The organism is Citrobacter sp. RHB35-C17, assembly GCF_013816795.1.
GTDB classification, from domain to species: Bacteria; Pseudomonadota; Gammaproteobacteria; order Enterobacterales; family Enterobacteriaceae; genus Citrobacter_A; species Citrobacter_A amalonaticus.
Genome location: NZ_CP057150.1, coordinates 3,380,478 through 3,399,903 on the forward strand (window position 1 = coordinate 3,380,478; position 19,426 = coordinate 3,399,903).

14 protein-coding genes are annotated in these 19,426 nt (G+C 55.8%); 2 read left to right on the forward strand and 12 right to left on the reverse strand.

Annotation, left to right across the window (positions count from 1 at the left end; translation table 11 throughout):
* Nucleotides 1-4 precede the first annotated feature (4 nt).
* Entirely contained in the window at nt 5-1,138 is a 1,134-nt protein-coding gene (locus tag HVZ37_RS16195; protein ID WP_181627730.1) for an MFS transporter, read from the reverse strand.
* A 159-nt stretch (nt 1,139-1,297) separates the two neighbouring features.
* On the opposite strand from HVZ37_RS16195, the gene HVZ37_RS16200 reads away from it, so the two are divergent.
* Complete coding sequence (locus HVZ37_RS16200; protein WP_181627731.1) at nt 1,298-2,317, forward strand: M4 family metallopeptidase; 1,020 nt, start codon at nt 1,298-1,300, stop codon at nt 2,315-2,317.
* Entirely contained in the window at nt 2,318-2,668 is a 351-nt protein-coding gene (locus tag HVZ37_RS16205; protein WP_042999838.1) for a protealysin inhibitor emfourin, read from the forward strand.
* Here HVZ37_RS16205 and HVZ37_RS16210 read toward each other — a convergent pair.
* The 11 genes from HVZ37_RS16210 to HVZ37_RS16260 all read right to left on the reverse strand — a co-directional run bounded on the left by HVZ37_RS16210 (nt 2,665) and on the right by HVZ37_RS16260 (nt 19,318).
* Entirely contained in the window at nt 2,665-2,886 is a 222-nt protein-coding gene (locus HVZ37_RS16210) for a zinc ribbon domain-containing protein (RefSeq protein ID WP_042999837.1), read from the reverse strand. The two genes, HVZ37_RS16205 and HVZ37_RS16210, sit on opposite strands and share 4 nt — an antisense overlap.
* Before the next feature lie 58 nt (nt 2,887-2,944).
* Nucleotides 2,945-4,417 carry a ribosome biogenesis GTPase Der gene (gene der / locus HVZ37_RS16215; RefSeq protein ID WP_042999836.1) on the reverse strand — a complete coding sequence of 491 codons (1,473 nt, stop codon included), beginning with the start codon at nt 4,415-4,417 and terminating at the stop codon, nt 2,945-2,947.
* Between the two features lie 118 nt (nt 4,418-4,535).
* The gene (gene bamB, locus HVZ37_RS16220; RefSeq protein ID WP_044264887.1) at nt 4,536-5,714 is read right to left on the reverse strand and encodes an outer membrane protein assembly factor BamB; all 1,179 of its coding nucleotides are present in this window, start codon (nt 5,712-5,714) and stop codon (nt 4,536-4,538) included.
* A gap of 10 nt (nt 5,715-5,724) precedes the next feature.
* The gene (locus tag HVZ37_RS16225; RefSeq protein ID WP_042999834.1) at nt 5,725-6,345 is read right to left on the reverse strand and encodes a YfgM family protein; all 621 of its coding nucleotides are present in this window, start codon (nt 6,343-6,345) and stop codon (nt 5,725-5,727) included.
* A 13-nt stretch (nt 6,346-6,358) separates the two neighbouring features.
* A complete protein-coding gene (gene hisS, locus HVZ37_RS16230; protein WP_042999833.1) occupies nt 6,359-7,633 on the reverse strand; it encodes a histidine--tRNA ligase in 1,275 nt (424 codons plus the stop codon).
* Nucleotides 7,634-7,743: 110 nt separating this feature from the next.
* On the reverse strand, nt 7,744-8,862 hold the full coding sequence (ispG, locus tag HVZ37_RS16235) for a flavodoxin-dependent (E)-4-hydroxy-3-methylbut-2-enyl-diphosphate synthase (RefSeq protein ID WP_042999832.1): 1,119 nt from the start codon (nt 8,860-8,862) through the stop codon (nt 7,744-7,746).
* A 26-nt stretch (nt 8,863-8,888) separates the two neighbouring features.
* Nucleotides 8,889-9,881: a cytoskeleton protein RodZ gene (gene rodZ, locus HVZ37_RS16240; RefSeq protein WP_181627732.1), complete on the reverse strand. Its 993-nt coding sequence runs from the start codon at nt 9,879-9,881 to the stop codon at nt 8,889-8,891.
* Between the two features lie 287 nt (nt 9,882-10,168).
* Nucleotides 10,169-11,335: a bifunctional tRNA (adenosine(37)-C2)-methyltransferase TrmG/ribosomal RNA large subunit methyltransferase RlmN gene (locus HVZ37_RS16245; RefSeq protein ID WP_042999830.1), complete on the reverse strand. Its 1,167-nt coding sequence runs from the start codon at nt 11,333-11,335 to the stop codon at nt 10,169-10,171.
* 159 nt (nt 11,336-11,494) lie between these two features.
* A complete protein-coding gene (gene ndk, locus HVZ37_RS16250) occupies nt 11,495-11,926 on the reverse strand; it encodes a nucleoside-diphosphate kinase (protein WP_042999829.1) in 432 nt (143 codons plus the stop codon).
* Nucleotides 11,927-12,061: 135 nt separating this feature from the next.
* Nucleotides 12,062-14,374, reverse strand: coding sequence for a peptidoglycan glycosyltransferase PbpC (pbpC, locus tag HVZ37_RS16255; RefSeq protein WP_181627733.1), 2,313 nt, complete (start codon nt 14,372-14,374; stop codon nt 12,062-12,064).
* The gene (locus HVZ37_RS16260; protein WP_181627734.1) at nt 14,375-19,318 is read right to left on the reverse strand and encodes an alpha-2-macroglobulin; all 4,944 of its coding nucleotides are present in this window, start codon (nt 19,316-19,318) and stop codon (nt 14,375-14,377) included.
* Between the last annotated feature and the right edge of the window lie 108 nt (nt 19,319-19,426).

Genomic DNA, 19,426 nt, shown 5'->3' on the forward strand with positions numbered 1-19,426 from the left:
CAGGCTAGCGTTCGTCTTCAGGTGAAATGAACAGCAATGCCCCCGACAGCCCAGAAAAAACAACCAGTGCCCCCGCCGCGCCAATCGCGCCATAAAGCTGACCAAATGCCACTGAGCCAACAATTTGCCCAACGGCCAGCATCAGGAAAGCCAGACTGACGCCCGCCGCTGGTGAAGGCTCCGCCAGCGCGGCGCCCCGCACCAACAGCACACCGGATAAAATGACATATCCCGCCCCGTTTAACGCCGCCACCGGAAACAGCCACCAGGCGAAACCGTGGCTTAGCGCCAGGGACACTAGCGAAACCGCCATAAACAGCAGCGAGCAACAGTAAACCCCGCGCATACCGATACGCTTTGCCGCACTTCCGGTAAATACAGCGGCAATTCCTGCACCACCGCTGACCAGCCACAGCATATGGGTGATGGCACTGTCCAGCCCGGTATGGCGCTGCAGCAATTCGGGGCCAAAACTCCACCATGCCGCGCTGGCGACACCGCTAACAAAGGCTATCACCAGCATGCGAAACATCCCCGATTTCGCAAGGACAACGCGCCAGCGCGGCGGCGATCGGAGTTGTTCCGCACGTTCCCTTGGCAACGTACGCAGTACTGCAAACAGGCAAAATAGCGCCATGACTGCAAAGACGATGCATGCCAAGCGCCAGTTGCCCGACATAACCCGTAACACCAGAACCGACAGGATGATCCCCCCACTCGTTCCAGCGTTGATAAGGGTATTTACCTGGGTTTGCCGTTCCGCTGAGATTCGCTTACTCACCGCTGCGGCAAGGGACGGTGAGGCCAGCCCGGAGCTGAGCCCGGCGATAAAAAGACCTGTCGCCAGAATAAGAGGGGAATACGCCAACGCCAGGATAACTAATCCAATTGCTGCGGAGATCCCCGCCAGAACGGCCGGGAGTCGTGGACCAAAGCGATCCGTCAGAAAGGAGGCCAAAAAAACGGATAAACAGTAGGCAACATAGCTGCAGGCCGCAATTATCCCGGCAACTTCTGGCGTGAAGGGAATCGCCTGACTGATATCAGGCAGCATGATTCCCCATGAAAATCGCGCCATTCCGTAAGTCACAGCAATCAGTGAGAAACCCGTCATCCCCAACGCGACATGTTTATTCATTGCTCCCCTCACGTTATGCGTCGTTAAAAACGTAAACCCTGATAGTCAGTTGCGCTACTTTCAGCAGCGCTGATTTGTCCGACTTTCCTGCAGGTTTGCTCCTATGATTTACACTTAACATGCTTACTTTTTCGGCTTTGCCAGACTCAGGAGAGCCTTATGTACCATGCTTACAGTGTGATCCCGCCCTATATCCTGCGACGCATTATTGAAAGCGGTTCGGCGATGCAGCAACAGTGCGCACGCCAGACGCTGACTCATGTACAAACCCTGATGGCGCACATGCCCGGAAAACCAGCGGCGCCGCATGTGAACCAACCCGGTCAACTTGAGCGTGATATCTACGATGCGAAAAACAGGCAGGAATTACCTGGCACGCAGGTGCGCTATGAAGGCCATCCCCCAAACGGGGATGTTGCAGTGGACGAAGCCTATGATTACCTCGGTGTCACGCATGACTTTTTCTGGAAAAACTGGCGCCGCGACTCGCTGGATAACAAAGGCTTAATTCTCACCGGGACCGTGCATTACGGGCATGAATACCAGAATGCGTTCTGGAACGGTCAGCAGATGGTCTTTGGCGACGGCGATGGTGAGATATTTAATCGATTTACGATTGCCATTGATGTCGTGGCTCATGAGCTGGCACACGGGATTACCGAATCAGAAGCAGGGTTGATTTACTTTGAACAGGCCGGGGCGCTCAACGAATCGGTTTCCGATGTATTTGGCGCGTTGGTTAAACAGTATCATTTCAAACAAACCGCCGATCAGGCTGACTGGCTTATCGGGCAAGGATTGCTGGCGGACGGCATTAATGGTAAGGGATTGCGCTCCATGTCAGCGCCGGGCACAGCCTATGACGACCCGTTGCTCGGGAAAGACCCGCAACCTGCGCATATGCGGGACTTCATTAAGACACGCGAAGACAATGGCGGTGTTCATCTTAACTCTGGCATCCCGAACCGGGCGTTTTATCTGGCAGCCACCGCGCTCGGCGGCTACGCATGGGAAAAAGCAGGTTATGCCTGGTATGATACGGTCTGCGATCGGCAACTGGCACAGGATGCAGACTTCATTGATTTTGCCCGCTTAACCGTTTATCACGGCGACAAGCGCAGCGGCGCGGAAACGGCGAAGGCGATAGAAGCGGCCTGGAAAGCCACAGGAGTGATGTGAATGGAGATCCCAGAATTAACTGATGACGCCGTGGTAGAACTGGCCCGGGAAGGTGGCGTCGCGTTTATGCCCAAACTGGCCCGGCAGCGCAAAATTGCGCTGTCGACCTTATCGACTGTTCAGCGTCAGCGCGTGGCCGACATTCTCCGGCAGAGCCTGACCGTCGGTATGCCTCCGGGACAGACGGGATCGCCGGGTCGCGGCGACCAGCGCTACTTTCGCATACAGATCATCTGGACACAGCATAATCAGGCAGGCGTTACCGACATCATCGTACTGGTACCGGAAAACGATGCGCCAGCCTCACTGGTCGATCTTTGGCAAAAGGGCGAAGCCTGTATCTGCGATTAATCCTGCGACAGCACAAACTCAACGCGTTTTTTCGAAATCAGTCCGTGACCGTTGTGACAGAAATAATCGACTGCGCCGCAGGCTTTTAAAACCTGGAGCGGCTGATGACAGTCCGGGCAACGCGCTTCTACGCTAAAGTCTGTCTGACAGGTTTCACAATGTGCGTTATCGCCATGACGATCGAGCGGATGCTGACAAACGGGACAAATGAGTTCCACACTTCCTCCTCATATTCCTGTTGATGGTGCCCTCCCCGCCGGGAGAGGGCGTAATGAATTATTTGCTTTTTTTGATGTGCTTAATCAGACGTTTACGCTTGCGCATCTGAGTCGGGGTCAGCGTATTGCGCTTGTTGGCATACGGGTTCTCGCCCTCTTTAAACTGAATACGGATCGGCGTCCCCATCACTTCCAGCGATTTACGGAAGTAGTTCATCAGGTAGCGCTTATAGGAATCCGGCAGGTCTTTGACCTGGTTACCGTGAATCACCACAATCGGCGGGTTATAGCCTCCGGCATGAGCATATTTCAGTTTCACGCGACGACCACGGACCAGCGGTGGCTGATGATCTTCAACCGCCATCGTCATGATTCGGGTCAGCATCGCCGTGCTAACGCGACGGGTGGAGCTGTCATAGGCTTCGCGGACGGATTCAAACAGGTTGCCGACACCGCTGCCATGCAACGCAGAGATAAAATGCACACGCGCAAAATCGATAAAGCCCAGACGGAAGTCCAGCGTCTCTTTCACCTGCTCTTTCACTTCCTGCGTCAGGCCGTCCCACTTGTTCACTACGATGACAAGTGAGCGCCCACTATTGAGGATAAAGCCCAGCAGCGACAAATCCTGGTCAGAGATACCTTCGCGGGCATCAATCACCAGCAACACCACGTTAGCGTCTTCAATCGCCTGCAACGTCTTGATAACGGAGAATTTTTCTACCGCATCGGTGATTTTCCCGCGTTTACGTACCCCGGCGGTATCGATCAGCACGTATTCGCGCTCATCACGTTCCATCGGGATATAAATACTGTCACGCGTAGTGCCCGGCATATCATAAACGACCACGCGGTCTTCACCCAGAATACGGTTAGTCAGTGTGGACTTACCGACGTTCGGACGACCGACAATCGCCAGCTTAATCGGCAGATCCTGCGGATTGAAGTCATCTTCAGGCTCTTCTTCACCGTTCTCGTCAGCTTCAAACTGTGCCCAGTATTCGGCGTCTTCGTCCACCTCTTCCTGCGGCGCGGCATCGTCCATCCACGGCAGCAGAACGTGTTCCAGCAGACTGAGCACGCCACGGCCATGAGACGCAGCGATCGGATGGATTTCACCCAGGCCCAGCGAGTAGAAATCAACGATAGCCTGATCCGGATCGAGTCCGTCCGTTTTGTTGGCGACCAGGAACGTCGGTTTTTCACGAGAGCGTAAATGCTGGGCGATCGCTTCATCGGCAGGCATCAGGCCAGCGCGCGCATCCACCATGAACAGCACCACATCCGCCTCTTCAATTGCCAGTAGCGACTGTTCCGCCATACGGGTTTCTACGCCATCTTCGGTGCCATCAATCCCGCCGGTATCAATGCAGATAAACTCACGGCCTTCAATCTCCGCACGACCGTACTTACGGTCACGAGTCAGACCCGGGAAATCCGCCACCAGCGCATCTCGGGTGCGAGTTAGACGGTTAAATAACGTGGATTTTCCGACGTTAGGGCGCCCGACAAGCGCGACCACAGGTACCATGTTTAAAGCCTCATTTTAAAAATCATCAGACAACAGACGCGATTTTTGCGCTGTTGTTAAAAACAGGAAAACGGCCCCTGCACCAGGAGCCGTTTTTTAAAGCGTACGACCAGGACGATTAACGTGTAATGGAATACACGGTACCGTCTTTGGCCTGGATCAGCAGCTTGCCATCGGCTGAGACCGGTTCAGTCAGGAAGCCGGAGCTGTCTACTTTCTGCTGAGCCACAAAACGGCCATCTTCGACGTTAAGCCAGTGCAGATACCCTTCGCTGTCACCCACCACCAGGTTGCCATTATACAACGCCGGGGAAGTCAGCAGACGGTGCAGCAGATCGCTTTGCGTCCACAGCGTAACGCCGCCATCGGTCGTCAACGCCAGTACGCGGTCATTCTGATCCACCAGATAGATACGGTTGCCGTCGACGATAAAGTCATTCACCGAGCCCAGTTCACGTTTCCACATGATCTGGCCACTGCGCAGATCCAGCGCGGTCAGGTTACCATTATAAGCCAGGGCGTAAACGACGCCATTGACGATGACCGGAGTGGTGTCCACATCGCTCAGACGGTCAATCTCTGTAGAACCGGTCGCCTGAGAAATACGCTGCTGCCAAATCATCTGGCCTTGCTGCATCAGTACGGCGCTCACGCGGCCGTTATCACCACCGACAATGGCCGCACCAAAGGCGGTTGCCGGCGCAGATTCGCCACGCAGTGACAGCGAAGGCATATCCAGGTTCACGGTCCACTTAATGGCGCCATCGGCTTCGTTCAGTGCCTGCAACTGACCGTTGCTGGTATGAATCAGCACCATGCCGTCACTGACTACCGGACGGGAAAGCGCTTCGCCAGCCACTTTGGTTTGCCACGTAACCGTACCGTCCGCTGCGTTCAGCGCATAAACCTGCGCTTTTTCGCTGCCGATATAGACGTGACCGCCTGCAACCGTTACGCCGCCAGACAACTGGGCTGACGAACGCGAGAACCAGCCATCTTTCTCACCCAGGTTCACCGACCAGACTTCTTTGCCGTCATCAGCATTTAACGCTTTCACCACGCCAGCGCGATCGGCTGCGTAGACCACGTTATCGGCATACGCCGGGTGGAGGTTGGAATAGAAATCGCCGATACCATTACCTACAGACGTGCTCCAGGCCGTAGACGGGGTAAACTGATTTTCAACCACCGGTAATGGGGACATTTTAACAACGTCTTCTTCGCCACTAAACAGTGAACAGCCGCTCAACAGGGTAACGGAAAGCAGCCCTGGCAGAAGTAATTTACGCAATTGCATCGGGTCCCTCTCAGATGGACAAATTATTGATTTTCATCTGCATCATTTCGCTCAGTGCCGGGGAGGCGTTACTTTTCACGCCCGCTTCCCACGCACTACGCGCACCTTGTTTATCACCTTTGCTCAGCAGCGCTTCGCCGCGCAGATCGGCAACAATCGCCGCCCATCCTTCACCCTTGACGCTCTCCAGGGTTTTCAGCGCCGTATCCGCCTGCTTGAGTTGAATCTGAACGCGAGCAAGACGCAGCGTGATCACTGCGTTAAGATTCTCATCACTCGTGGCGGCCAGTCCCTGCTGAAGCTGGGCTGCGGCCTTCTCAAGTTGATTCTGATCGACAAACTGCTGCGCCAGTTCCATCGACGCTAACGCGCCGTAGGTGTTCTTATTGTCGGCAGCAAATTTCTCTGCGGCTGACAGGTCTTCCGCTTTACCCGCGCTGAGCGAACTCACCACGGTTTGATATGACAGAGAAGCAGAGCGTGCGGACTCAATCTGATGATTGTTCCAGTAGCGCCAGCCTACCAGCGCACCAACACCTAAAATAACCCCAACAGCCAGGGCTTTGCCGTTCTCGGCAAAGAAGCGTTTAATCGCCTCAACCTGATCGTTTTCGTTCTCGTAAATTTCCACGCAGTCCTTCTCCTTAAGCCATTAACGTGCGCAAATGCGTTGCAACGCTATCCTGTGCAACTTCAGTTTGCTCACCGGAGCGCAAATCCTTCACTACAACAGTACCGGCAGCCACTTCGGACTCGCCAAGCACCAGTGCAACGCGGGCACCCCATTTATCAGCTCGGGCAAACTGTTTCTTAAAGTTGCCGCCGCCGTGGTTTGTCATTAGCTTCACGCCCGGGATTTCATCACGCACGCGCTCAGCCAGTGTCATTGCCGCAGACTGCGTATCCGCACCTGAAGCGACCAGGTATATATCGACAACAGAATCGGCTTTAAATTCCGGATTAACTGCCTGAACCAGTAAAACAAGGCGTTCCAGGCCCATTGCAAAGCCCACTCCCGGCGTCGCGCGACCGCCGAGTTGCTCAACCAGTCCGTCATAACGACCACCCGCACAGACGGTGCCCTGTGAGCCCAGGCTGCTGGTGACCCACTCAAACACGGTGCGGTTGTAGTAGTCGAGGCCACGAACCAGACGCTGGTTGACAGTGTAGGCAATCCCTGCGGCTTCCAGCAGTTTGCACAGGCCAGCAAAGTGTTCGCGGGAATCGTCATCCAGATAGTCGCCAAGCTGAGGAGCATCGTTGAGCAGCGCCTGTACGTCCGGATTTTTTGAATCCAGCACGCGCAGCGGGTTGGAGTACATGCGACGTTTGCAGTCTTCGTCCAGTTTCTCAACATGCTGCTCGAGGAATGCCACCAGCGCATCGCGGTAGTTTGCACGCGCGTCCAGCGATCCGATGGAGTTCAGCTCAAGATTGACATGTTCAGCGATACCCAGCGCACGCCACCAGCGCGCGGTAAGCATAATCAGTTCGGCATCAATATCCGGCCCTTGCAGACCAAAGGCTTCGACACCCAACTGATGAAACTGACGATAGCGCCCTTTCTGCGGACGCTCGTGGCGGAACATCGGCCCGATGTACCACAGGCGCTGTTCCTGATTGTACAGGAGACCATGCTCGATGCCGGCGCGTACACAGCCCGCCGTGCCTTCCGGACGCAGCGTCAGGCTATCGCCATTGCGGTCCTCAAAGGTGTACATCTCTTTTTCAACCACGTCGGTCACTTCGCCGATCGCGCGTTTGAATAACGGGGTCTGCTCTACAATCGGCAAGCGGATTTCACTGTAACCGTAGCTGCCGAGCACGTTTTTGAGTGTGCCTTCAATGCGCTGCCAGATGGCGGTCTCGCCAGGCAGATAATCGTTCATGCCGCGAATGGCTTGAATGTTTTTTGCCACGTTTATTCTCTTTCTGAATATAAAAATGAACCCTCAGCGCTTCCCCGAGCGATACGGGAGCCATGCGGGTTCAATCATACACGGGAAGCACGCCGCTTCCCATCACGTTATTATTTTTCAACCTGCTGCACGTTAATCCGCTGCGCTTCGTCGAGCATCGTCGCTTTGGCGCGGATACGGGCTTCAAGCTGGTCAATCATATCGCTGTTATCCAGACGATCTTTTCGCACGCCGTCTTCATAGAGGCCGCTTTTTTTGTTACCGCCCGTCACGCCCAGCGTCGAAACCAGTGCTTCACCCGGTCCGTTAACGACACAGCCAATGATGGAAACGTCCATCGGCGTAATGATGTCTTCCAGACGCTGCTCCAGGGCGTTAACCGTACCGATCACGTCAAACTCCTGACGCGAGCAGGTCGGACAGGCGATGAAGTTTATCCCGCGAGCACGAATGCGCAGAGACTTCAGGATATCGAAGCCAACCTTAATCTCTTCCACCGGATCGGCAGCCAGCGAAACGCGCAGCGTATCGCCAATCCCTTCGGACAGCAGCAGACCAAGACCGATTGCCGATTTCACCGCACCACTGCGCGCACCACCGGCTTCGGTGATCCCTAAATGCAGTGGTTGATCGATTTGCTTCGCCAGCAGGCGATAGGATTCAACGGCGAGGAAAACATCAGACGCTTTTACGCTGACCTTGAACTGATCAAAGTTCAGACGATCGAGATGATCCACATGGCGCATTGCCGATTCCAGCAAGGCCTGCGGCGTGGGTTCGCCGTACTTTTCCTGTAGATCTTTTTCCAGCGATCCGGCGTTAACTCCGATACGAATCGGGATATTCTTGTCGCGCGCGCAATCCACCACCATGCGGATACGCTCTTCATTGCCGATGTTGCCTGGATTAATCCGCAGGCAGTCAACGCCGTATTCCGCCACTTTGAGCGCAATACGGTAGTCGAAGTGAATGTCGGCGACCAGCGGAACAGAAACCTGTTGCTTGATCAGTTTGAAGGCTTCTGCGGCATCCATCGTGGGTACGGAGACACGAACAATGTCAGCGCCAACGCGTTCCAGCGCTTTGATCTGATTAACCGTCGCTTCCACGTCCGTGGTCCGCGTGTTGGTCATCGACTGGACGGCGATGGGAGCCCCATCGCCAATCGGCACATTCCCAACGTAAATTCGCGTTGATTTTCTACGTTGAATTGGAGCCTGGTTATGCATGAAAAATCTCCCGCGTTACCCGTCTATTACTGCGCCGGTGATTGTTCGGCATTTAGGGTCAGACGCGCAACCTGGTTAGTTCTGATAAAACGGCTCAGATCGACAGGTTTTCCTTGATACTGGATCTGCACCGCAGCCGGCGCGCCAATTTTAAGCTTGTAAGGTGCCTGACCGGTCAGGTTTAAATTACCATCTTTACGCTGCATTCCGCTGAACAGCTTTTTACCTGTCGCATCGCTGACTTCCAGCCAGCAATCGGCGGTAAAGTTCATCACCAGCGCGTTTGGATCCGCAGCGGCTTCCACACCCGCCTGATTGATCGGCAACGGTGCCGCGCCATCCGGCGTTGCCGGTGTCGCAGGAGAGGTTGTAGCGGTATCAACGTTGGCCTGAGAAGGCGCGACTACGGCGTTCTGCTGCGGGTCAACCGCAGGTGCCGTCGTCGGCGCAGGCGTTTGCACCGTCTCCGCCGGACCGGTTGCCGCTGGTGTGTTGTCCTGAGTTGCCGTCGCGCTGGTGTCCAGCGGCACGCTTTGTGTGTTTTCGCTGTTGGCGTTCAGCTCAGCAGAGGATTGATCGGCCATCGTGGAGATCTCTTCCTGTTGCGCTTTGTGGTTTTGCCACCACCATGCGCCCGTCAGGCCGACCACCACAAACAGCACCAGCCAGGTAAACGTCATCAACCAGCCATCACGCTTTCTGCGACGCTTGCCTAATGAGAAGCTCTGCATCGGTGCCACTTTCGCCGCACGAACCGGAGCCTGTTTCTCCAGAGCCGGTAACAGTTCTTCTTCAGGAATATGGACCAGGCGTGCATAAGAGCGAATGTATCCGCGCAGGAACGTTGAAGCCAGGTCGGCAGGCGCCTTATCGTCTTCAATGTCGCGTACGGTGGATACCTTCAGGCAAAGTCGCTCAGCGACAGCCTGCTGGCTGAGTCCGAGTTGTTCACGGGCATTACGTAGGCGAACGCCGGTGGATTGTGCTTCATGTTGGTCGTGAGTGGCTTCAGTATTCATTCGCTACAGCTGCTGGTGAAAATTAGGGTTCAGGCGCCGGTGAGTCACAATGCCCACCCACACCGCGAAAATCGGTTCAGTCAACCTGAGTCAAACAGTATAAACCTCTCTGCTGACTCTTAACAAAAACAGCTTAAGCCTGAGGGCTAAACTATTGTCGCGCCGTACATACTGCCTTAAAGTCGACAAAAACGCACCGTTATTATTGACCGGACAAGTACAACCCTGGCCCTCATGCAAATTACATTGCGCCACAGCACAAAAATCCGGCTGTAGCGCAATGTGCATCAGACGGTTTTAACGTCGATAGCCTCACCCTGCATACGCTTACGTAGAGTACGTTTAGTCCGGTCAATCACATCCCCCGCCAGTTGTCCGCAGGCAGCGTCAATATCATCACCGCGTGTTTTACGCACAATGGTGGTAAAGCCGTAGCTCATCAGCACCTTAGAGAAACGGTCAATACGGCTATTAGAACTACGTCCATAAGGCGCCCCCGGGAACGGGTTCCATGGGATCAGGTTAATTTTACAAGGCGTATCTTTCAGCAACTCTGCCAGTTGATGCGCATGCTCTGTGCCATCGTTAACGTGATCCAGCATGACGTATTCAATAGTGACGCGTCCCTGGTTGGCATTGGATTTCTCCAGATAGCGGCGAACCGCGCCCAGGAAGGTTTCGATATTGTACTTTTTGTTGATTGGTACAATTTCGTCACGAATGTCGTCATTCGGCGCGTGCAGCGAAATCGCCAGCGCGACGTCAATCATGTCACCTAATTTGTCGAGCGCAGGCACGACGCCGGAAGTCGACAGCGTGACGCGACGCTTGGACAGACCGAAGCCGAAATCATCAAGCATGATTTCCATGGCTGGCACAACGTTAGTCAGGTTGAGCAGCGGTTCCCCCATCCCCATCATCACCACGTTGGTGATTGGACGCTGACCGGTGATTTTCGCCGCGCCAACAATTTTCGCCGCACGCCAGACCTGACCAATAATTTCAGAAACGCGCAGGTTACGGTTAAAACCCTGCTGTGCGGTTGAACAGAATTTACATTCCAGCGCACAACCCACCTGCGAAGAGACGCACAGCGTGGCGCGATCATCTTCCGGGATATACACCGTTTCGACGCGCTGATCGCCCACGGCAATTGCCCATTTGATGGTGCCATCGGAGGAGCGCTGTTCTTCAACCACTTCCGGTGCGCGGATTTCCGCCACCTCTTTGAGCTTGTTGCGCAGCACTTTGTTGATGTCAGTCATCTCATCAAAGTTGTCGCTGCAATAGTGGTACATCCATTTCATCACCTGGTCAGCGCGAAACGGCTTCTCACCCATCTCTTTAAAGAATTCGCGCATCTGCTGACGGTTCAGATCCAGCAGGTTGATTTTGCCATTTTTCGCAGGAACCGCAGGGGTGATGATTTCGGAAGTGTTAACTAATTCAGACATAATTTTTTCCGGCCTCGTTGTTACACGTTATGGCCCATGGGAGGTTGAAAAGAAACGCCCCGGTAAGCAGTGCTCATCCGGGGCGTTGCATTGTACAAAGTCTGGCGCAAGGATGCCACGTTTGCACGCGGCATTTACCGAAAATTATTCCCGAAGGGATCAGCGAGTGCGAGCGCACACTTCGCCTTCACCGAAGAAATAGGCGATTTCGCGCTGGGCGGATTCCACGGAATCCGAACCGTGAGTCCCGTTTTCAGTGAAGCTGTCGGCGTAGTCGGCACGCAGCGTACCCGCCAGGGCGTTAGCCGGGTTGGTTGCACCCAGCAGATCGCGGTGACGCTGTACCGCGTTTTCGCCTTCCAGCACGGACACCACGATAGGACCAGAGGTCATGAACTCGACCAGACCGTCAAAGAACGGTTTGCCATCATGCTCAGCATAGAAACCGCGCGCCTGTTCAACGGTCAGGTGCAGCATTTTGGTACCGACGATTTTGAACCCTGCTGCTTCAAAGCGCGCAAAGATATTACCAATAACGTTTTTTGCCACCGCGTTTGGCTTGATGATGGAAAAAGTACGTTCAATAGCCATGATTACCTCTGAAAGATGTTCTGTTGTGTTTTACCTGGCGCGGATTATAAAGAGCATCCCGGCTATTGCATATGGATGAAGGTAACATTTTTTTAAAATAAGATGAGCATTAGCAACAAAAAGTGTCAACCTGGTCTACTGCAACGTAAACCTCACCGTCGCAACCTGCCCGCTCTCATCCATCGCCAGTAGCTGATAGTCACCTTTTTCGCGCAGACGTAACGTGACACCGCGCCCACGTTCTTGTAGCGGTTCGCCATTAAGGAACCACCAGCGCTCTCCTGTGCCGCCGCTGCTCTGAAGCGTTACGCTCGCCTCTGTGGCCCCCGGTAAACGTCTGACGATTGCGCCATCACGCACGCCAGACAGCAACAGTGGTAATGCGGGATCCTGCCCGTGCGGCGGACACACCGTTGAGGATAACGGCAAGCGCGCACGGCGACGCTCAGCGGCGGGCAACCACGGTTCAAGCGGCAACGGCCAGACAATCAGCATTTGTTCTTGCGCCTGCGGACAATCAGCGGCAACGCGTCGGCCTGCCTTATCCAGCCAGATCGGGAAACGAATACCGCTCACCCCTTCCTGCTCCGGCAGCAACAGCGTGGGCGGCTGCACGTCTTCCAGCAGCCAGGTGGCCAGACGACGCCGACAATTGCTGTCACCAGGGGGAAGAGACTGCCCGCCAGGCCAGCACACAACGCCACGGGTGACCGACTGCGGGCGCGGATCTTCCGGCAGCGAGGCGCCACGGGCTAAGAGCAGGTTGTTTACCTGATTGAGCAGCGGGATTGCACTGGCATAACCGAACTGTCCGGCAACGGGCGTACCGTCCGGTCTGCCCGTCCAGATACCGATGACATAGCGAGCATTGAGGCCAATCGCCCACGCATCGCGATAGCCATAGCTGGTGCCCGTTTTCCATGCCAACGGGGCCACCCGGGGAAGCGCGCTATCCGGCAGCGGCTGCGCTTCATCGGCCAAAATACGCCGGATGATCCACGCCGCACCGGGCGACATCAGTCTGCGTTCGACAAGGGGATCGCCCGGCTGCAAACGCAATTTTCCCGCTTTGCCGTGGCGAGCAAAAGCGCTGTACGCCGCGACCATATCCTCAAGCCGCGCGCCTGCGCCCCCCAAAATAAGCGACAAATTAGGAGTCGCGCCCGCAGGCAAGTACAGCGGCAGTCCACTATTACGTAATTGTGCGGCAAAACGCTTCGGACCGTAGGCCTCAAGCACCTGTACCGCAGGTAAATTCAGCGAGCGCACCAGCGCTTCGCTCATACTGACAGGGCCATGAAAACCGCTGTCAAAATTACCTGGACGATAATCCCCACTACGGCGCGGTACATCCTGCAATAAAGACGCCGGGTGGATTAATCCATCATCCAGCGCCAGCCCATAGACAAAAGGCTTAAGCACGGAACCGGGCGATCGAATCGCCTTGACCATATCCACATGACCGAAACGCGTGGCATCATTCAGATCGACCGAACCGACCCAGCCACGCACGCTCATGTCAGTGTGATCGACGACGATCATCGCCAGCGAACTTCGCGCTGGCAGCCTGCCCTTCCAGTTTTGTGCCAATTCTTCCAGCTGTCGTTGCAGCCCGGCATCCAGGGTGGTGACAATTTTGTCGCCTTGATTTTTACCCAACATCATCCGCGAGAACAGCGGTGCCAGTTGCGGCATCTGGCGAGGCGTCAGCCAGACCGGCTCTTCACGTGATTCCTCCACCTGGTGCGGCGACCAAATCCCCTGCATTGCCATCCGCTCAAGCACTTTGTTGCGCGCAGCTTCTGCCCGATCCGGCCAGCGATCAGGGCGCAGTCGACTCGGCGCCTGTGGTAATACCGCCAGTAACGCGGCTTCAGAGTAACTGAGCTGTGACGGAGGTTTTCCGAGATAGGCCCAACTGGCCGCGCCAATTCCCTGCAACGTGCCGCCAAACGGCGCACGATTGAGGTACAGCGTCAGGATGTCGCGTTTTGAGAGATGCCATTCGAGCTGCAGAGCGCGCCAGAGCTGGCGAAACTTACCGCCAAAAGTGCGGGGATGTGGATCGAGTAATCGCGCCACCTGCATGGTCAGCGTACTGCCGCCAGAAATCACCCGTCCGGAGGAGAGATCCTGCCAGGCGGCACGAAGAATGGAGAGAGGGTTTACCCCCGGATGTTTCCAGAACCAGCGGTCTTCGTAGTTAATGAGCGCCTCAAGATAACGCGGAGAGACCTCTTCAGGCGTTACCGGATAGCGCCAGATGCCATCCGCGTCAGCAAACCGCCACAGTGGCGTTCCGTCATGGGCCACGACCACTCGCGCCGGATTGACCTCACGTAAAGGCAGCGGCCAGATTTTATCTGCCACCCAGACGGCGCAAACGAGTAAAACAGACGCGGCGGTCAGCCAAAGCCAACCGCCGCGTTTGCCGGTTAATCGCCCCATTTACGGCTTAACAATCAGAATGTCCCCGGCTACACCGGTCGCCCGCCATTGTGGAACATACATCGATTCTACCATGGGCATCGGCACCTGATAGGTTCCCGGCGTCACCGCTCGCGCCAGATAGACCAGCGTCACCGGCTGTCCACTATTCACTGCCACGGCGGCAACAAAGCGGTCATCCCGAAACTCAACGTGCTGAATATCTGCCTGCTGCATTTGATTGAGCAGGTTTTGCACCTCGCTGCCGCTGTCCTGCAAGCTGGCGCTACCGTTTGCCAGATTCTGGTTTTCCAGTTCCAGCCCGGCTGGCAGCAGATCCACCACCAACGCATCCGGTACATCCTGACTGGCTTTCACTTCCAGCCAGACCAGAACAAGTTCACCACTACGCAGGGAATCCAGCGATTTGCTCTGCCCGTCACTGCCCAGAATATGACGCTCAATCTGCAGCACATTGCTGGCAGGTGCCGGAGCCGATTGTGGATAGCCGCTCACGTCCAGGCGCAACCACATCGGTTGAGCACCGTTATTCGTCACCTGCAACGCCGCAAGTTGATCGGCATCCAGATTACGGGTTTGTGCTTTATCGCCCGTCAGCGGTTGCTCCGCAAGAGAAGTCTGCGCCTGCCAGGTACCGGGTAGATCCTGCAGCGAACGGGCTGCCAGGAACAGCGCATTATTCTCCTGTGTTGACAGCCAGCGCTGACTAAACGCTTGTTCAGAGAGCGTGTTCAGCAGCGAGTTCTGGACGTCCGGCTTAAGGTTATTTTCTTCCAGCAGCGCCAGCATCAGGGCGTTATCGCGAAGCGGACTACCGTAATCAGCCAGCCACTGACGTTCATCGTGACGCGGGGTGGAGAGCGCCAGCGCAACCGCATCGTCACTCCGTTTCGCGTCCCCCATCGTTTTCAACGCTATACCTAATTGCAGCAGCGGTAAGCCGGATGCCGCCTGACTGCGCCGTTCCCAGATCTCGCGCAGCGCGCCAAGTGGGGCTTTTTGCTGCCTCGCAAGGACCAGCGCGGCATAAGCCTGCACGGCAAATTTGCTTGCCTGCGTATCGCTGGAGTAGCGAATCGACATCATTCCCGGATCCTGCAGGTATCGCAGCAGGCGCGCATTGCCCTGATTGATCCCCGCCGCTGGAACCCTATAGCCCTGCTCACCCGCCCGAACCAGGAAATCCATCGCATAGGCGGTCAGCCAGTACTCTTCCGGACCATTTTTGTCCCACAGCGCGAAACCACCGTTATCACGCTGCATTTGTAACAGGCGGGCAATCCCGGTTTCGATTGCCGCACGACGCTTCTCGTCGGTATCACCCGTGATGCCCAGCGCTTGTAGCTGCGCGGCATTGGTATAAAGCGACGGGAACAGGCCACTGGTGGTTTGTTCCAGACAGCCGTATGGATACGCCTTCAGTTCGCGAATATAGCGCGCCAGATTTAACGGCGGTTTACCACTGAACAACAGTTGGCCCTGTACCGTCACCGGCGAGAAGTTCATCACCCCTTCTTCAGGAAGGGTCCAGCTTTCCCCCGGTTGCAGCATCACGCCGTTATTGACCGTTTGCGCCGGGAATGCCGGACGTACGCCAATCTTCCACTGCTTTTGCTGCGGTCCGATGTCTTCTCCCGGCACGTTCAATCCACTTAACGTCGCCTGCAGCTCACCATCACCAAATCCTTCTTTTGCACGAACAGGAACAAACAAGGTCGTGCGCACGCCCGGCTCCAGATTGACCTGCGCAGGCTGGTCGCTGACCAGTTCGATCAGTCCGCTGGCGGCCAGCGTCACGTTCAGTGACTGTGGTCGATCGGTAAGGTTGGTCACGTCCAGCACCAGTCGCGAGGTATCGCCACCGGCCATAAAGCGCGGCATATTCAGCTCAGCAATGACCGGGGCGGCGACAATAGTTTTGCTTTCATTGCTGCCAAAGTCATCCGCCGTCCACGCCTGCGCCATCACGCGCAGCTCGCCGTTAAAATCGCCAATCGGTAGCGTCACACTGCCTTCACCCTGCTCATTGAGCGTGACCGGTTGCGCCTGCTGCGCCACGATATTTACATGGTTGACCGGCGGTTTACCGCCGCGCTTCAGTTCATCGCCATCACCGCCAAAGCGCAGTGCGGCCAGACGCCCCTGGCCCTCAATCACCTGACCATAAATGTCATAAATATCCGCGCCGTAGCGTTTTTGTCCAAAGAAGGCCTGCCACGGATCCGGCGTAACGTAATCGGTAATGTTCAACACGCCGCTATCCACTGCCGACACCAGGACGTTAACCTGTTTTGGCGTCTCGCCGTTTTTACTGCTGGCCTTGATCTTCACGGTCAGCGGCTGGTTCGGACGCATTTTAGCCGGACTTTCCAGCGCCAGCTCCAGACGTCGGTTTTCGTCTCCCAGCGGTAAATGCAGCAAGCCTACGGCACGTTTCGGCGTTGCAGAACGAGATTTATCTCCCGGACGCACCACCAGCGTGCTCAGGTAGAGATCGTGGCGATTCCACGATTTATCGACCGGAATGGAGAGATCCAGCCCCTGCGCCGGGACATCAATTTCCTGCCACCACAGCGGACCTTCACTGGATTCTACCATCGCATAGCCTTTCCCCGCCGCCGGTGCTGCAATATGCAGCTTTATGGTGTCGCCCGGACGATAGGCCGGTTTGTCCAGCTTCAATGTCACGCGATCCGGCCGAGCCGCCCCGCTGCCATCACTGTTATCCTGCCAACTGTAACCTGCCCAAAAACGGACGCTACTGATCGCATCGTTTGGCGCTTTCACTTCCAGTCGGTAGGCCCCCCATTCGACCGGGAATGTCACTTTGCCGGTTTCATCGGCTTTCAGATCCAGCGTCTGCTCACCTTCCACCAGATCTTTTTGATCAAAGCGCGACTGCCAGCCTTCGCTTTCCAGCCAGTCCCAGTAGTAGTCGCGACGCTCACGAATCAAACGCACCTGTAAGCCGGAGACCGCTTTCTTCTCTCCCTGGGCATCGACATAGACAATGTCAAAAGCGGCGTTGCTGTCTTCATCAACAATCGGCTGATTCACCGTAGTATCGGTGCGGTAGTCATATACCGCTTTAACGGCAAATTGCGGGCGGATACCCGGTAATGTGTCTGCCGGCCAGATCGCCTGCTCAGCGCGACGCGTAACAGGACGACCACCGGACTCCAGCAGGCTGGCCTGCAAGATCACCTGCAACGGTGAGTGGGTCTCACGCCACTCGCTATTGGTGCTGATGTCACCACGCCCGGTTTCATCCAGCGTCAGTTGGACTTCATCGAGACTGCGCGACAGGTTCTCCTCGGCAATATTGCCAAACTGGAAGCCGGGCAGTGACGGCACGGCATCACGCAGTGGGCGCAGGTACAGCTGCCCTTGCAGCGCATTGCCATTCGCCGGGGCGCCGTAGAGGTAGTAGCCCACTACCGAGAACGTCACCTTATCAGACGGCGACAAAGGCGTTTCCTGACTGGTGAGATTTAACGCCATTCGCTCTGGCATGAAATCTTCAACGTGGAAATCCCACATCTGGCTTTGGTTATCGCCCGTGTTGGCGCGAATGTGCCACATTCCGGTTGGCGCACCGCTGTCCAGCGGATAAGTAAAGTGATACAACCCGTTATCCGGTTGACTGACGACAGTACGAATCACCTGGCCGTCCGGTTTAACGACCTCCAGCTTCACTGGCTGATCGGGCAGCGTCTTGCCGTCGCTGTCACGCAGCAGACCGTTGAGGATCACCGTCTCGCCAGGACGGTAGAGATCGCGCGGGCCAAACATAAAGAACTGTTTGCTGTAGCCGGGATCCCCCGCGATGTCGAATTCTGCTAAATCCAGCGCCGGGAGTTTCAGATCCAGCAGCGTGGTTTGCCCCTCTTTACGCGCCAGCAACAGCGCGGCATTCTGGTGATTTTCAAGCTGTACATGGCCTTTCGCATCGCTGGTCGCTTTCGCCAGGGTCTGTCCTTTTTCATCCAGCAAAGCGACATCTACCCCCTGCTGCGCGGCACCATTCTCCAGACTTTGCGTAAACACATCGAGCCGGTTCTGATAGCGATGTGCCGATACGCCGACGTCGCTGAGCGTGAACAACGTTGCGGCGTTGCTGTACTCGTACTGCCCGGCTTTGGTCATCACCGCAACGTAGACACCGGCCTGCTGCAACGGCTTAATCTCGCTCAGCGGCAGAAGAAGTTTTTCGCGGGTGTTACGCGCAGGATTGAGATCAAAGCGACCGGTATAGACCAAATCCGCCATTTTCAGCAGATTGTCGGACTCCCAGTTGGACATCGAATTCCGGTACTCCCACTGACTGACAAAGGCCGCCAGCGATTCAGGTTTCACGCGGAAAAAGTTAACGTCTACGTTGTTCACGTTGAGCGCCATCACGGGCAGCCCTTCCACCACTTTCCCCGGCAGCAGTGAACCACGGCTGGCAAAACCCACGCTGGGTTGAATATCACGCGTGGTGAGGCTTTTCTCATAGTTGATTTCGAAGGTCGCGTTGTTCAGCGCCCTGAGATCGCGCTCAATGGTCACCAGCAGGTCACGATTCGGTTCCAGGTGGCGTAAACGCAGCTCTTTCAGATTCGGCGACAGTTCCCATGCGCCATCGACTTTGCCGCTTTTTTTATCCACCACGTGGACGAGACGGGCAAAATCCTGTTCAGGATCTAACGGGATGGAAAAGGTCAACACCAGCGTCGATGCACCGTCCAGTTGCACCTCTGAGACATCCAGCAGCGTCAGCGCTTTGCCCTCGCTTTCTCGGGCCAGTTTCTGCAACTGCGCGGTATCTTTTTCTGCTTTCTTTTCCGCCGCGGGTTGGGCGGCGGGAGCGTCGTTTTTTGCCGCTATCGGAGCTTTATCGTTGTTGTCGCACCCAGCCAGCGCCAGCATGAGCATGCAGGCGACTACGCGTATGTGTTTCATTTTTCATCCCTGGCCAGTATGGCCCGTTAGCAACGTAGAATCGTTATTATGCGTGAGATTTCACTTTGTGTAAGTCTCTTTCCCCTCCCATCTTGTCTGAATTTAATT

Coding starts and splice junctions, on each gene's coding strand:
- ndk (WP_042999829.1), bottom strand. CDS start 11,926: ATGGCTATTGAACGTACTTTTTCCATCATCAAGCCAAACGCGGTGGCA.
- HVZ37_RS16200 (WP_181627731.1), top strand. CDS start 1,298: ATGTACCATGCTTACAGTGTGATCCCGCCCTATATCCTGCGACGCATT.
- bamB (WP_044264887.1), bottom strand. CDS start 5,714: ATGCAATTGCGTAAATTACTTCTGCCAGGGCTGCTTTCCGTTACCCTG.
- HVZ37_RS16205 (WP_042999838.1), top strand. CDS start 2,318: ATGGAGATCCCAGAATTAACTGATGACGCCGTGGTAGAACTGGCCCGG.
- pbpC (WP_181627733.1), bottom strand. CDS start 14,374: ATGGGGCGATTAACCGGCAAACGCGGCGGTTGGCTTTGGCTGACCGCC.
- HVZ37_RS16195 (WP_181627730.1), bottom strand. CDS start 1,138: ATGAATAAACATGTCGCGTTGGGGATGACGGGTTTCTCACTGATTGCT.
- ispG (WP_042999832.1), bottom strand. CDS start 8,862: ATGCATAACCAGGCTCCAATTCAACGTAGAAAATCAACGCGAATTTAC.
- HVZ37_RS16245 (WP_042999830.1), bottom strand. CDS start 11,335: ATGTCTGAATTAGTTAACACTTCCGAAATCATCACCCCTGCGGTTCCT.
- HVZ37_RS16260 (WP_181627734.1), bottom strand. CDS start 19,318: ATGAAACACATACGCGTAGTCGCCTGCATGCTCATGCTGGCGCTGGCT.
- rodZ (WP_181627732.1), bottom strand. CDS start 9,881: ATGAATACTGAAGCCACTCACGACCAACATGAAGCACAATCCACCGGC.
- der (WP_042999836.1), bottom strand. CDS start 4,417: ATGGTACCTGTGGTCGCGCTTGTCGGGCGCCCTAACGTCGGAAAATCC.